Annotated in this window: 12 protein-coding genes and 5 pseudogenes; 4 read left to right on the top strand and 13 right to left on the bottom strand. The window is 55.6% G+C overall.

Translation table 11 applies throughout. The features are described from left to right. Together BM029_RS22365 and BM029_RS22355 are read left to right on the top strand one after the other, a co-directional pair. Nucleotides 1–459 (top strand): aldehyde dehydrogenase family protein (locus tag BM029_RS22365; protein ID WP_139217317.1); only part of this gene is annotated, 459 nt, incomplete at its 5' end. 610 nt (nt 460–1,069) lie between these two features. Then, the gene (locus BM029_RS22355; protein WP_092439846.1) at nt 1,070–1,399 is read left to right on the top strand and encodes a CzcE family metal-binding protein; all 330 of its coding nucleotides are present in this window, start codon (nt 1,070–1,072) and stop codon (nt 1,397–1,399) included. Nucleotides 1,400–1,402: 3 nt separating this feature from the next. On the opposite strand, the pseudogene BM029_RS26390 reads toward BM029_RS22355, so the two are convergent. Both BM029_RS26390 and BM029_RS22345 read right to left on the bottom strand, forming a co-directional pair. Then, a pseudogene (locus BM029_RS26390) lies at nt 1,403–1,636 on the bottom strand (XdhC family protein); the annotation flags it as partial. A 917-nt stretch (nt 1,637–2,553) separates the two neighbouring features. Next, the gene (locus BM029_RS22345) at nt 2,554–3,060 is read right to left on the bottom strand and encodes a MarR family winged helix-turn-helix transcriptional regulator (protein ID WP_139217316.1); all 507 of its coding nucleotides are present in this window, start codon (nt 3,058–3,060) and stop codon (nt 2,554–2,556) included. An 88-nt stretch (nt 3,061–3,148) separates the two neighbouring features. Here BM029_RS22345 and BM029_RS22340 point away from each other — a divergent pair, with 88 nt between their 5' ends. Further along, the gene (locus tag BM029_RS22340; protein WP_092439842.1) at nt 3,149–3,463 is read left to right on the top strand and encodes a hypothetical protein; all 315 of its coding nucleotides are present in this window, start codon (nt 3,149–3,151) and stop codon (nt 3,461–3,463) included. A gap of 394 nt (nt 3,464–3,857) precedes the next feature. After that, nucleotides 3,858–4,748: an IS5 family transposase gene (locus BM029_RS22335; RefSeq protein ID WP_092439840.1), complete on the top strand. Its 891-nt coding sequence runs from the start codon at nt 3,858–3,860 to the stop codon at nt 4,746–4,748. A 133-nt stretch (nt 4,749–4,881) separates the two neighbouring features. Here BM029_RS22335 and BM029_RS26150 read toward each other — a convergent pair whose 3' ends face one another. The 11 genes and pseudogenes from BM029_RS26150 to BM029_RS22285 all read right to left on the bottom strand — a co-directional run bounded on the left by BM029_RS26150 (nt 4,882) and on the right by BM029_RS22285 (nt 12,709). After that, nucleotides 4,882–6,000, bottom strand: coding sequence for an FAD-dependent oxidoreductase (locus tag BM029_RS26150; RefSeq protein ID WP_256381618.1), 1,119 nt, complete (start codon nt 5,998–6,000; stop codon nt 4,882–4,884). A gap of 21 nt (nt 6,001–6,021) precedes the next feature. After that, on the bottom strand, nt 6,022–6,300 hold the full coding sequence (locus BM029_RS26660; protein WP_211482522.1) for an NAD(P)-binding protein: 279 nt from the start codon (nt 6,298–6,300) through the stop codon (nt 6,022–6,024). Then, nucleotides 6,297–6,992 (bottom strand): annotated as a pseudogene (locus BM029_RS22325) (cytochrome P450); the annotation flags it as partial. The pseudogene BM029_RS22325 and the gene BM029_RS26660, both read right to left, overlap by 4 nt. Before the next feature lie 249 nt (nt 6,993–7,241). Then, on the bottom strand, nt 7,242–7,991 hold the full coding sequence (gene istB / locus BM029_RS22320) for an IS21-like element helper ATPase IstB (RefSeq protein WP_092439836.1): 750 nt from the start codon (nt 7,989–7,991) through the stop codon (nt 7,242–7,244). After that, complete coding sequence (gene istA, locus BM029_RS22315; RefSeq protein WP_092439834.1) at nt 7,988–9,523, bottom strand: IS21 family transposase; 1,536 nt, start codon at nt 9,521–9,523, stop codon at nt 7,988–7,990. The genes istB and istA overlap by 4 nt, the downstream gene beginning before the upstream one ends. Before the next feature lie 126 nt (nt 9,524–9,649). Continuing rightward, nucleotides 9,650–9,856, bottom strand: a pseudogene (locus tag BM029_RS22310) (cytochrome P450); the annotation flags it as partial. Beyond that, a pseudogene (locus tag BM029_RS22305) lies at nt 9,853–10,077 on the bottom strand (LysR family transcriptional regulator); the annotation flags it as partial. The pseudogenes BM029_RS22310 and BM029_RS22305, both read right to left, overlap by 4 nt. A 245-nt stretch (nt 10,078–10,322) precedes the next feature. Next, nucleotides 10,323–10,664 (bottom strand): hypothetical protein, encoded by a 342-nt coding sequence (locus BM029_RS22300; protein WP_092439832.1) that lies wholly within the window; start codon nt 10,662–10,664, stop codon nt 10,323–10,325. Further along, entirely contained in the window at nt 10,661–11,182 is a 522-nt protein-coding gene (locus BM029_RS22295; protein WP_092439830.1) for a VOC family protein, read from the bottom strand. The genes BM029_RS22300 and BM029_RS22295 overlap by 4 nt, the downstream gene beginning before the upstream one ends. A gap of 345 nt (nt 11,183–11,527) precedes the next feature. Continuing rightward, nucleotides 11,528–11,740, bottom strand: a pseudogene (locus BM029_RS22290) (IS110 family transposase); the annotation flags it as partial. Between the two features lie 48 nt (nt 11,741–11,788). Further along, nucleotides 11,789–12,709, bottom strand: a complete 921-nt coding sequence (locus tag BM029_RS22285; protein ID WP_092439828.1) for a beta-keto acid cleavage family enzyme — start codon at nt 12,707–12,709, stop codon at nt 11,789–11,791. Nucleotides 12,710–12,761: the final 52 nt, after the last annotated feature.

Genomic DNA, 12,761 nt, shown 5'->3' with positions numbered 1-12,761 from the left:
GTGATCGACGAACGTGCAGCGATCGAGTTTGAAGCCAAGGTCAAGGATGCCGAACGTCACGGCGCCAAACTGTTATATGGCAATATCCGCAACGGTGCAGTCTACTCGCCGACCGTACTGGACCACGTACCCGCCGACTGCAAGCTGGTTGCCGAAGAAACGTTCGGACCGGTGTCGCCGGTGATCCGCTGCACCGACATTGCCGATGCCATCCGCATCTCCAACTCGACGCCATACGGCCTGTCGTCGTCGGTCTGCACCAACCGCATGGACTACATCACCCGTTTCGTTCGTGAGCTGGAAGTGGGCAGCGTCAATGTGCGGGAGGTGCCAGGCTATCGTCTGGAGCTGACACCGTTTGGTGGCATCAAGGATTCAGGTCTCGGCTACAAGGAAGGCGTGCTGGAAGCGATGAAAAGCTTCTCCAATACCAAGACGTACTCGCTGCCCTGGAACTGACCCGATGTCGTCTATTCCGGGAATAGACGACTCGCAACGGTGGATGTGGCGGCTTGCGCGAAACGCACGCCGCCTTTTTTTTGATTCGATGCAGCACGCAGGTTAACCTGGTCGGCGGTTGTCTGACCGTGCGCGCTCCTGGTTCGCTTTGCATTGCTCACAACGTGGGCAGCCTTTACGTGCCGGTCAGATCGTAACTACCGGATCTTGCACAGGGATGTTGTTTGCCGCGGAAGGAGAACGGGTGCAAGCTGAACTGGCGGGCATCGGCAACGTCGAAATGCAATTCTGAATCAAACTTCTCCGTGGCTCGCGTGTGAAATTCATATCACAGCGTGACCACGTTGACCTTCAATCACTCCCTGCTCCACGCCCTCCAGAAATTGCATCGATTACGCGCAATTAATACTTCGCGTTAATTATTATTTCCATTTTAGAAATAATATGTTGCAATGCCCCACCTTTATCTTGATGTGTACAACAATTAAACTGCAACTCATGGAGCCGCGCTTATACACGACTGCATTTCCCCCGAGTCAGTGGCCGACGAGCAGCATGATGCTGGAACGCTGAGTCCGGAATCATCAACCACACTTTTTGGAGAGTAAAAATGAACCCAAGACATTTGATCGCTGTCGTTGCCATGTTGACCGCCAGCGCTTCCAGCTTTGCCGGATCGCAGCCCAGGATTGATCTGTTGGGCGATCCGATACCAGTATCAGCAGCCACCCGAACAATCGTCATTACCCCTGACACCAGGTACGTCAACGTAACCGGTGGAGAAACGGTCAGGTTCTTGGTGGGCGGCAAATCATTCGCCTGGAATTTTGATGGCTCGATAATGGTTTCGTCATTCGACTTGAACCGGACTGCCCCGGCAAGCATGCTTGACCACACTGTGACGGCCTATGTCGCGCCTAATCCTCTCTACGTGCCTTGACCATTAGCCACAAACACCCGCCCGGAGATCCCGGTAGCTTGCCTTCACCGTATCCGGCAGGCTTACGCCATTCCTGACTGCGGTCATTTCGGCAACAATTGAAACCGCGATCTCTGCCGGCGTTTTACTACCGATATACAGGCCGGCCGGCCCATGCAGCCGGTCTATCTGAGATTGCCTTCAATCAAATTCTTTCAAGCGCTCGCGGCGGCGGGCGCTATTTATCCGTGAGCCTACCGTATCAGCCACACCGATACCGAGGCGGTTATGCCCGTCATCGGCCGCCACGTGAATCACACTGAAGGTGACGATATGATTCGGTCGTGGATAACACAGCTGCCGCAAGCAGCGTGCCTGCCGTAGGGTCGTGAAGCTGGTCGTTGGATCTTGACGCTGGTAGTTGGATGAGTCAGGATTCAATGCAATCTACACGACGCCTTCATCCCGGATCTTCAGTCGCAGTGCATCGAAATAGACGACGTGGTATTCGGTTGCAGCGACCGTTATAGCGGATTGATGCCGCGGATCGCGGAAGGGAAAAAGCAAAAATGGAAGCCATACTGCGCTTCCATCCATAATTTGCTATCAACAATTTTCATAAAATAAATTCGGAGTAAATCCAAATTTATCCCAGCATTCCCACAAACCCGAGAATACTGGTAGGCACGATTGGACTCGAACCAATCTAAGGCATCGATTTTATGAGCCTTCGGAGAGGTGTCATAGGGTCGCATACCCCTGCATTTCCCTTAGAATACCCGTGAAAAACCCACAAAAAAACCCACTGATTGCAAGGGGCGCCTAGGGGTACCCATTTCGATGTGTAGAGGAACTGCTTCGAGGACAGTATTTCGTCCCGCCGGATTTCGACGGCGAGGCGAATCAGTTCGGTGCTGTCGATCTGAGCGGATTCCGATGCTCGCTAATCCAGACCTCGTGTAGTCGCATCCCAGCCCTCCGGTAAGGCCTGATTATACGCCAGCCTGGGTGATGGCCATTCTTAGGTATCTACATGAATCGGTCCGTATCATACGCGCGGCCGTCGTATCAATTAACTTAGACGATGTCCTTGTTCTCTGCTTGGGCGACTTGCATACGCGACTTCCATTGTTACGATTAATTGACTGCCTGGCTAGCCGGTACTCAAATCCCTTTTATTCCTTCTTGGACTTTTCCTCAGCCAGCATAGCCCTGGCTTCTTGGGTCAAGGATGACAATAGCCGCCCAAACACCTTATATTCTTCCGGCGACATGACTCCTTTAAGCCGATCTTGACGCCCCATGGAATTAGCTATGCCCGTCGCGATCGCGCGCTTTCCTTTGGCACTCAAGCTGACAAAAGACTTTCTTTTATCAGTCTTATCGATTACATACGTCACCAGGCCACTCTCCAAAAGCTCAGCTCCTGCTCGGCTCACCTGGCTATAGTCAAGATGCGAAAACTGAGCAATCTCTCCGGATGTGGATGTGCCAACGCGATGCACAGTCATCAGAAACCTCCACTGCCGTGCCGACAACCCCATCGTTCTACTTACCGAGGCCTCGACAACTCGTCCCAGCAATTGCGAAAGAACTGAGACTTTAAAGGTCAAAAGATCATCCGGAACATTTTCCAGATCGGCCATTACAAGGGATTTCAATTCAACTTTTTTATTTGTCATAGCAATCAATATTATTTGACGTAGCAAATACTTTATCTTATAGTCACGCACAATAGACGCTGTTCAACTACAACAATACATCTCTTGAATGACCTCTCTACTGACCTCATACGCCAGACGTGCCGTAGCGTTCGCCAAAGCTTATCAGGAACGATATGGCGAACGCGTCGATATGATCAATTTGCTGGGCAAGCTGAATGTCGACACGATCGATGCCATTTTGCGCAATGTAGAAAATCCCGCCGATCCGAAAGCAGTCAAAACATATCTTCAAACCCACCTGATTCCAAGCATACAAACTATCCGCTTCTCCAAAACCACCAATGTCGGCTTAAGCGACGCGGATATGATGATCGTGGAACTCAAGAAAGGTGCATGGGTCAAGACCGACCCCGTGAAATAAAGACTCAAGAGTGGCCCCACACAATCTGCATGAACGTAAGCTGCCTGTTGCAAAGCGGGTGGCCTTATTTTTTGAGAAGAATTGCACGCGCAGGAATCAGTGAATGCGCACAAGTATGATCCGCAGCAGCCACGCTTCAGATGTTAAAGGCGCAGATTAGGTCGGTAATTATTCCGACACAGGGGTGGTGAAACTTAAACACGCAAGCACATCATCAGCCTAGACTAATTCGAGCGCCTTTCTTATGCTTAAGCGGCAGATAAGAGGATTGGCCGCCTACCGGTTCCAGCCGGAAGCCACAGAAAACGGTCAGGTGTACTACGTCAACGCTGATTAAGTCCACCGATTTTGCGTCAGACGTTAAAGACGGCATGGCTACGAATGGTGCATCACGATGACACAGCAAACCCTGGCAATGGCAGCTGATCAAGGAGCTGGATTCGAACAACATCGCAAACCGACGCGGCGTGAGGTGTTTCTGGACACGATAGGGAAGATCGTGCCGTGGCAGGAACTATGTGCCGTCGTAGAACCGCACTATCCGAAACGCGGCAACGGACGCCCGCCCATCGGGCTGGAGCGGATGCTACGCATCCACTTCATTCAGCATTGGTTCAATCTGGCCGACTTCGCTTGCGAAGATACGTTATACGACAGCGCCAGCCTGCGCCGCTTTGTGGGCAATTCCGTTTACCGAGTTGGACGAGTCCTGCAAGATAGCGGTATGACCTTGAAGACAGGAACGATTGTCGACGCCACGATCATCGCCGCGCCCAGTTCGACCAAGAACAGCAAACAGGAGCGCGATCCCGAGATGCGCCAGACGCGCAAAGGCAAGCAGTGGTACTTCGGGATGAAACTACATATCGGGGTCGACAGCCAAAGCGGCCTGACGCACAGTGCGGTGGTGACATCGGCCAATGTCCACGACAAACATCCGCTACCGGATTTGCTGCACGGGCAGGAGCAGCGCGTCTGTGGCGACAACGCTTACGCCAGCCAGAAGGTGCTGATCCATTGCAAGGCGCCGAACGCCCGCGACTTCACCAACCAGCGCACGCGCAAGTCGGGAGAGATTGACGAGGTTGCACGTGGCAAGAACCGCGACAAGTCGAAAATCCGATCCAGAGTTGAACACGTATTTGCGGTGGTCAAACGCCTGTGGGGATTTACCAAGGTGCGCTATCGCGGCCTGGCAAAGAACGCTACGCGCGCATTTACGGCGCTGGCCTTGGCTAATCTTTATTTGTCGCGCCGGCATTTTCTGGCACAGGTGCGTCCATAGCGGGCGCAAGACGGGTCGAACGACCAGAAAATGGCCCGGCAGGGCAAGAAAACCGGTCGAACACTGAGATTTCCAGAATTACATCGCACAATTTTCTTCTTGTTCCGGAAATCAGCGGTTGATCAGCGTAGCTCTAATCTGGAATTGTATCTACTGTCAGTTTCACTTTCATGCCTGAAAGTTCCTGTCTGAACTCAATCTGACAGGCCAGCCGAGAAAACGGTTTTGGCGTAGATACCTGGTCGAGCGCTTCCTGTTCTTGATCGATCATGGGGTCTAGTTTATTGAACCACGCCTCGTCCACGTAAACGTGGCAGGTCGAACAGTTGCATGCGCCGAAGCAGCTGCCCTTCACCGGTACTTTAGCGGCGTCCATGATCTCAAGCAACGTACGCCCAGGCTTTGCGGGCAGGCTATGCTCGTTGCCGGCCAAGTCCGTTACCAGCACATACGTGACTTTCGTCGGGTCCGTTTGCAGTGCCATTGTGGACGGCATCGCTTGAAGCGGCTCGGCTTCAATATAGGCAGCGTGCGGAATAGGTTCGCTGCTTTGCATCGCGTGACTGTGAGTTGAATACTGAAAGCGGGGTTTTTCACCACGAAGGTATTCGTAGACCGCACGGCCCATCAAGGCCGCCTCGCTGAATCCGCTTACGATGAGTTTTAACTTTCCCGGATATTGTGCGATATCACCGACCGCGTAGATGCCAGCCTTCCGGGTCTGCATGGTGATAGGGTCGACTGGAATTTCATCTTCAGCGGCTCCAATGTGCCACTCGCTAATCGGCCCGAGTTTATTGGTTAAGCCAAAAAAGACCAGGATGATGTCGCAATCGAGCCCCGTAGTCGATCCGTCGGAACCCGACAGAACCGCACCTGATAAATTGGGCGCATCGCCCTTCAGAGCACAGATCGATCCGAAATGCAGGTCAATGCGACCAGCGCGGGCAAGCTGATGCACCTGTTCCACAGATTCGGGAGTAGCGCGAAATACGTCGCGGCGGTGGACCATCGTTACACGACTCGCCACTTGTTCCAACGCAATGGTCCAGTCAAGCGCCGAGTCGCCCCCCCCAAGAATCAGTAGGCGCTTGCCCAAAAATTGCTCAATGTTCTTTACCGAATACAGCAGGCTTGTGCCCTCATATGCAGTTGCACCGTCAACAGCTAGTTTGCGAGGTGTAAAACAGCCCGCTCCCGCCGCCACCACGACCGCGCATGCATCGATGATTGAGCCATCGGTAGTGCAGATGCGCCAACGGCCATCAGCTTGCTACTCAAGCTGGTCGGCCTGCGCGCCTAGATGAAATATTGGTGCAAATCGTTCGATCTGCGCCATCAAGCCTGTGGTAAGGGATCCCCCGCTGCAGTGCGGAATACCGGGTATGTCGTAAATTGGCTTTTCCGGGTACAGTTCGGCGCACTGCCCCCCAGGCTGCTCAAGGATGTCAATGACTTCGCATTTCAACCCCAGCTGCCCAGCCTGGAATACCGAAAATAGTCCCGCCGGACCCGCGCCTATAATGACAACATCTGTCTGTCTAATAGTCATGATGATGTTATCAGGATAACGACCGACGCTGGCACGTTGAGAAAGCCGCGGAAGCGCGCGCGTCCGCCCCGAATCGGAGGCGTTGTCAGCCGATAATTGGGGAAGCGGGCAAGCAGGCGAGAAATCACGATTCTGCCCTCGAGCCGCGCTAAGTTCATTCCCGCGCATTGATGGATTCCCATGGCGAAAGCAATATGCCGGTTGGGTGAACGCGTAATATCGAACCGCTCAGGGTCAGGGAATTCGGCCGGATCGCGATTGGCGGCACCGATACACAGGGTGATCAGTGTTCCAGCGGGCATCGAAATGCCTCGGATTTCAACTGCTTCAGTCGTTATCCGGTTTCCTAGCTGGTTCGAGCTTTCATACCTCAAGATTTCTTCAATAGCGGTCTTGATCACTTCCGGGCTTTTCAGTAGCAAGTCTTTCTGATCCGGATGCTCATACAACGCAACTAGACCATTGCCAATCAAATTGGTCGTGGTTTCGTACCAGGCATTTAGCAAAAAAATGCAATTGTGAAGCAACTCTTTCGATGTGAGGCGCTCGCCGTTCTCTTCACCCTGGATGAGTTTGGTCAGCACATCTCGCTCCGGATTACCCGGATTCGCGCGCCGGTTGTCGATTAACACCTCCAGATAAGCTAGAAAGTCCTTGACCGCCGCATTGCCCTTTTCTGTCAATGCCGGAGTGAAGATGTACCAAATGGCGCGTTAAAAGTACCAGTCCGGGTTAATAAATAGAGCCGTTGAGGCCCTGGATTTTTCTCTTTCCAATCCACATTTCAATGCTAGGCAGAATTGGGGTGACGGGCGTAGCGCAGCGTAGCCCGTTTCCTCAAGACGTTGTTTTTGTCGTTACGGGTTGGCCCCTCCTTTTTCAGCAGTGATGTTTGGTTTGGCATTGCGCTGTTGCCGTTTCTTGCTGGTAGCCAATCGATACTATTCGCCGTTCATCTCCAGGATGTGGACGTGATGGGTAAGGCGGTCGAGCAACGCACCCGTCAGCCGCTCCGAACCAAGAACGCTGGTCCACTCGTCAAACGGCAAGTTCGATGTCACCAGCGTGGAGCCATGTTCATAGCGCCGGCTAAAGACCTCAAACAACAATTCAGCACCCACCGCCGTGAACGGCACATAGCCCAGTTCATCGACAATCAGCAGCTTTACGTTAGTCAGTTGCTTTTGCAAGGCACGCAGCCGTTTCTCGTCACGCGCTTCCATCAACTCATGCACCAGGGCTGCAGCCGTCGTGAAGCCGACGCTGTGTCCTTTCTGACAGGCGGCTAATCCTAGCGCCAGCGCTGTGTGCGTCTTGCCGACACCCGAAGGCCCTAGCGCGATGACGTTCTCGCGCTTATCAATCCATTCACAGCGTGCCAGCTCCAGCACCAGGGATTTGTTCAGGGTAGGCATCGCCATGAAGTCGAAGGTATCCAGACTCTTGGTCACCGGAAACCTGGCCAGACGGATGCGCCGCTCCATCGTGCGGCGTTCACGGTCGATACGTTCCAGTTCGCACAACCGTAATAAATAGCGTGGGTAATCCACACCTTCACGCGCGCAGTCAGCCCCGACCTTCTCATACTCGCGGGCGAAGGTAGGCAGTTTCAGGGCTTTGAAGTGATTGACCAACAGCACCTGCGGTGCCACCGTGGTGGTCTCGATTGACGGTTCGATGTCGGTACTCATACGCTGCCTCTGAAGCCAGCTTGCGTCACCAGCGCAGGCTGCCTGAGCAAACTGAGGTAGCTACCGGCATCGGTTGTGCCGACCGTGGCACTCGGTAAATACGGATACAGCGTGAGGTCCAGCTTGGGAGGCCGTCGCTCGATGGCGCACAGCACCAGATGTTTGATGGCGTCAAAGCTGAGCACGCCCAGGTGATGCGCCTGGCCGATGGCATGTTCGACTTGCCCGATACTGAAGGTTTCCAGCAACCGCAGGACCTGGATATATTCCTTGCGTCCGCGTTTGTCCATGCGTGCTTCGAGTAGGCGTCGCAGTCGCTCGAACGCCGCCGGCAATGCCCACTCTTGCAGCGGTGCAGCCTGGTCGAGCGCACGCGGCTTCTTCTCCAGCAAGGCCAGATAGTGCAGTGGATTCATCACGAAGTCCGCTTTGGCATAACTGCGGCGATGGTGCGCAATGCACTCCGGCTTGCCGACCAGATAGATATCGACCCAATCGACGGTGCCTTTGACCAGCACCGCCTGATGGCCGTATTGCGTCGGTACCGAATAGTCGTTGGTGCGGTAACGGACCAACGCTTGCGACGACACCCGGCTGCTTTGCTTGTGGCTGGCGTCATAGGGCGTTACCGGCAAGGGCATCAATGCCGGCCGGTCACGGACCAGTCGTTGGGCGATGCTGTCGGATTGGCCGCGCAGCACGGCACGCTGACGTTTGAGACAGCCGTCCAGCAGTTGTCCATTCAATGCATCGAAGTCATCTGCCACCGGCATTGGCACCATGAAGTGACGCCGGCTGCAGCCCACCAGTCCTTCCACCTTACCCTTGTCGTTGCCCTTGGCGGGGCGTCCGAATTTGTCGTCAAACAGGTAATAGCTCTGCAACTCGGCAAAGGCCTGGGTCCGTCGACGCTGGCCATCGCCCAATATCTTGGCCACCGCAATCCTGGTGTTGTCGTACAGAATCGATTGCGGCACGCCACCGAGAAACGCGAAGGCAGCAAGATGGCCGTCCAGAAACGCTTCCGTGTCTTCGGTCGGATGCGTCTTGACGAAACACGCATCCGAATGCGGCATGTCCAGGCAGAAATAGTGGAAACGTACCTTCTTGCCACCGATGTAGCCGTCGGCTTCGCCGAAATCGACCTGGGCGTGGCCGGGGCGATGCGCCAGTGGCATGAACACTTCCTTCTGCCGACTGGCCACCCCGTTGACGTACTCGCGCATCAGGGTGTAGCCGCCACGGTAACCGTGTTCGTCACGTAGCCGTTCGCGGATGCGCACCGCCGTATGGCGCCGCTTCACATGGACTTGCTTGTCGGCTTCCAGAATGGCGTCGATGATGGGCACGAACGGCGCCAGCGTCGGAGAAACCGGAGCCGGCGCTCGCCGGTAGCCCGGTGGCGCCGCGAACTGGCACATCTTCCTGACGGTATTGCGATGGATGCCGAAGTAGCGCGCAACGGCACGCTCACTCTTGTTCTCGACCATCACGGCGCGACGTACTTTGACGTATAAGTCCACGGGAAACATCCTTTCCGCCTTTCTTATGCACCTTCACGTACATAAGACTACAGGCTAGGATTGGTACACTTTTAACGCGCCATTCACGGCCGTTTCCAGTGCGCTTTCCGGTACATTATTCACGCGGCATTCATACTTTTCAAGTGCCGCCTCCGTATTGACCGGTTCGAGCGCTCCCAATATGGTAAGCGACCAGTCGCGCAGAGGTTCCCGTTCGTCGTGCGGTACGCCAAGCAGGTTGCCGATAATCTCGATCGGGATCGCTGCAGCAAAGTCTTCGATCAGATCCACTTGCCCCTTTTGCTCCATCCGGTCAAGCAACTGATCCACCAGCAGCACAAGGCAGCGAAAACACGGGGGACATGCTCAAGGAACAATTTTCCAGCGTGGGTTAGACGTGTGCTGCGTGTCGTGCGCGCAAAAAGCTGCACGCCCAGGTTCTCCTCCAGTTCCTTGATGGCGCGCGACAGCGGTGATTGCTCAATATGTAGCCGCTCGGCGGCGCGGGCGAAGTGAAGTTCCTCAGCCACAACCAGAAAGCGGCGAAGATGCCTCAACTCCATCTCCTACCTCCACGTTCAAAACATGCTACCTTCTGAGGCCGGTGTCATAGCCGGTGTTTCGGACTTCCTGATCGCCCTCGCTAGCCATTGCGTGTCAGGCATCAAATGGATAGCAGGCTCAAACTCAGGAACGGCGTCATGTCACGCCGTGTCTCGGCCATTACTGAATTATTCAGGGTCAACCATAGCGGATGAGGCGATGCGATGCATGATCCCGGCCGCATGTAGCGCGACCGCAGCGTCGCTCACATCACGCGTATCGCCAAACCGATTTTCGCGCCCTTCATCACCTGCGGCGCCCCCATGAGCGCGGCGGCCCGTTCCGCCGAGCGCATGTACTCGGCTTCGGCTGCCTTGAAGTCACCGTCGTGCTCGACGGCCCAAACCAGCTCGTTGTTGGTGTCGTCGACGTAGGCGAACACGACCCGGAACCCGAATTTCTGACGCTGCTCGATGAGTTTATACCAGTAGTGCAGGAACGTCTCCATCTGGCCGTCCTTGATCTCGTAGCGGCGCAGCTGTGTCGTCGCGACGTGCCGTCCTTCGTCGGCGACGGCTTGCTTGCCCGCGGGCTGCGACGTAGTCATGACGTTTTTTCGCTGGTCGCGGCCACGGCCCGGCCGCCCGTCTGGACCTGGCTCCAGCGGCGAACCTCCTCATCTAGGTTGAGCGGGTCGAGGTGTGCGGCGCCCTCGAACAGGTGCCACTGGTCACGGGGAAGCATCCACATGAGTTCGAACTCGTTGCCGTCTGGGTCGACACCGTAGATGCTCTTGGTCGTGCCGTGGCTTGATTGGCCAGCGTAGGTGCCGGACTGCTGCAGTGCCTGGCGGGCTCCGACGAGCTCGTCGATGGTGTCGAACTGCCACGCCAGATGGTAAAGACCGACGGCGCGGCGCGGTTTCGGTGTGGTGGCCGCGCCGATGCCGAACAGCCCAAGGTCGTGGTCGTTGCCCGACCGGGCGAGCCGCAGGAACGCAGCGTTGGCGCGCGGCTCGCGAGCGACGACCGTCATGTCGAACAGGTCGGTGTAGAAGCTGATCGAGCGTTCGAGGTCTGCGACGTAGAGCACTGCGTGGTTGATGCGGAGCGGGGAGATCGTCATAGTTATTTCTTCCAAGGATGTGACGCGCTGGGATTGAGGGCGTACGCAGGCGCGGGGGAGGACGTCAGCGGACGGAGCCTTCCATCCACGGCCAAGGGCCGCCGCCGTGGGACAGATAAAAAATGGGCATGCGTTTCATCTTGTTTACTCCAAGCTTAGACATCATCAAGGCAAGATGGAGGCCTTGCGGGCACGTCCCCAAAGCACGAACAAGGAGAGCAACAGCAAGACAATGCTCAAGGGAATCACCTGCGCTTCACCTCGCGACAATCACACTCAATTAACTTGCGCAACCTTTCGACGTGCCTGCCCTTGTTAAAAAGGTTAATTACAATGTCAATCCGCTTATGCCGGTTTGACGCTCACATAACTTTCTTCATACTCCCGGTCATGGGCCAACAGCGCCCAGATGGTTCGTGCCATCTTGTTGGCCAGCGCCACCGGCACCACATTCGGTGGCCGGCACTTGCTGATCTCCTGAACCCACGCGCTCGACGCCTTCGCATGCATCAATACTGACAGCGCACCGTGGATCAGCAGCGTACGGAGATACGTATCGTCTATCGGCCCGGCACGTCTATATGGAGGTCAAAGTCCGACAGACTGCTATCGCAATTTGTTTGGCACTATCGCTGGCGCGGCACACCGTGGCAAGCCCATGATGGCGCGTGCCTCGGCCGGCGTGGCCGGCTCCATCCCCAAGTCGCGGATGATGCGCACCAGCCGCTCCATCAGTCGGACATTGGTAGCCAGCTCGCCTTGAGCGTAGTACAAATTATCTTCCAGCCCGGTGCGCGCATTGCCGCCCAGGAGCAATGCGTTGATTCCAGAATGCAGCTGCGCTGGACCGATGCCGCTGACACCGAAAATGCAATCCTTCGGCAACAGGTCGACCATGCTTTGCAGGATGCGTGGGCTGTACGGCATCGCATTCTGGAACCCCCGATGCGCACCCAGCACCAGGTTGATGAAATACGGCGGCTCATCGAAACCGCTCTCGATCAGCGTCGCTACGTCTTGCAGGATATGGGTAGGGCTGAACACCTCCCACTCCGGCTTGATACCTAGCTGCTTCATCTTCGTGGCCAGCTCGAGGCAGCGCGACGGGGGTGTATTCATCAGCAGCTCGCGCCCTTCGAAGCTGGCGTTGATGGTGGTGGCGTCGAGCGTGCACATCTCGGCACCGCCTTCGAGTCCCTTTAGCCGCTCGTCCCACATGATTTCCCAGTAGCCGTTCGGCCCCTGTCGCACCATGTCGCCGTTGACTCCACCACCAGTTGAATTGTTAATGATAATGTCGCACTTGGCACGGATGCGCTCATTGATGTCGCGGTAGATCGCCGGATCGCAGGTGGCGCCATCGTCCGGACGGCGCGCGTGTACCGCGACAACACTCGCGCCGGCGTTAAAGCAGTCGTAAGTATCGCGCGCGATTTCATCGGGCTGGGTCGGTAAATGGGGATTCTGCTTTTTGCTGGCCATGCCGCCTGTCGGGGCGATGGTCACGATAATTTTCGGTATTTTCATGTCTAAGTCCGTTGAGTAATAGTTCATTGCTAGTGCGCATTTTCCTGCCTGA

Source organism: Collimonas sp. OK607 (assembly GCF_900111995.1).
In the GTDB taxonomy this organism is placed as follows: domain Bacteria; phylum Pseudomonadota; class Gammaproteobacteria; order Burkholderiales; family Burkholderiaceae_D; genus Collimonas.
The sequence above is the reverse complement of the archived record's forward strand: the minus strand, read 5'-3'. Positions and strand labels throughout refer to the sequence as shown.

Excerpts from the sequence above, each read along its gene's own strand:
- BM029_RS22355 (WP_092439846.1), top strand. The coding sequence starts at position 1,070 with ATGAACCCAAGACATTTGATCGCTGTCGTTGCCATGTTGACCGCCAGC.
- BM029_RS22345 (WP_139217316.1), bottom strand. The coding sequence starts at position 3,060 with ATGACAAATAAAAAAGTTGAATTGAAATCCCTTGTAATGGCCGATCTG.
- BM029_RS22340 (WP_092439842.1), top strand. The coding sequence starts at position 3,149 with ATGACCTCTCTACTGACCTCATACGCCAGACGTGCCGTAGCGTTCGCC.
- BM029_RS22335 (WP_092439840.1), top strand. The coding sequence starts at position 3,858 with ATGACACAGCAAACCCTGGCAATGGCAGCTGATCAAGGAGCTGGATTC.
- BM029_RS26660 (WP_211482522.1), bottom strand. The coding sequence starts at position 6,300 with ATGACTATTAGACAGACAGATGTTGTCATTATAGGCGCGGGTCCGGCG.
- istB (WP_092439836.1), bottom strand. The coding sequence starts at position 7,991 with ATGAGTACCGACATCGAACCGTCAATCGAGACCACCACGGTGGCACCG.
- istA (WP_092439834.1), bottom strand. The coding sequence starts at position 9,523 with ATGTTTCCCGTGGACTTATACGTCAAAGTACGTCGCGCCGTGATGGTC.
- BM029_RS22300 (WP_092439832.1), bottom strand. The coding sequence starts at position 10,664 with ATGACTACGTCGCAGCCCGCGGGCAAGCAAGCCGTCGCCGACGAAGGA.
- BM029_RS22295 (WP_092439830.1), bottom strand. The coding sequence starts at position 11,182 with ATGACGATCTCCCCGCTCCGCATCAACCACGCAGTGCTCTACGTCGCA.
- BM029_RS22285 (WP_092439828.1), bottom strand. The coding sequence starts at position 12,709 with ATGAAAATACCGAAAATTATCGTGACCATCGCCCCGACAGGCGGCATG.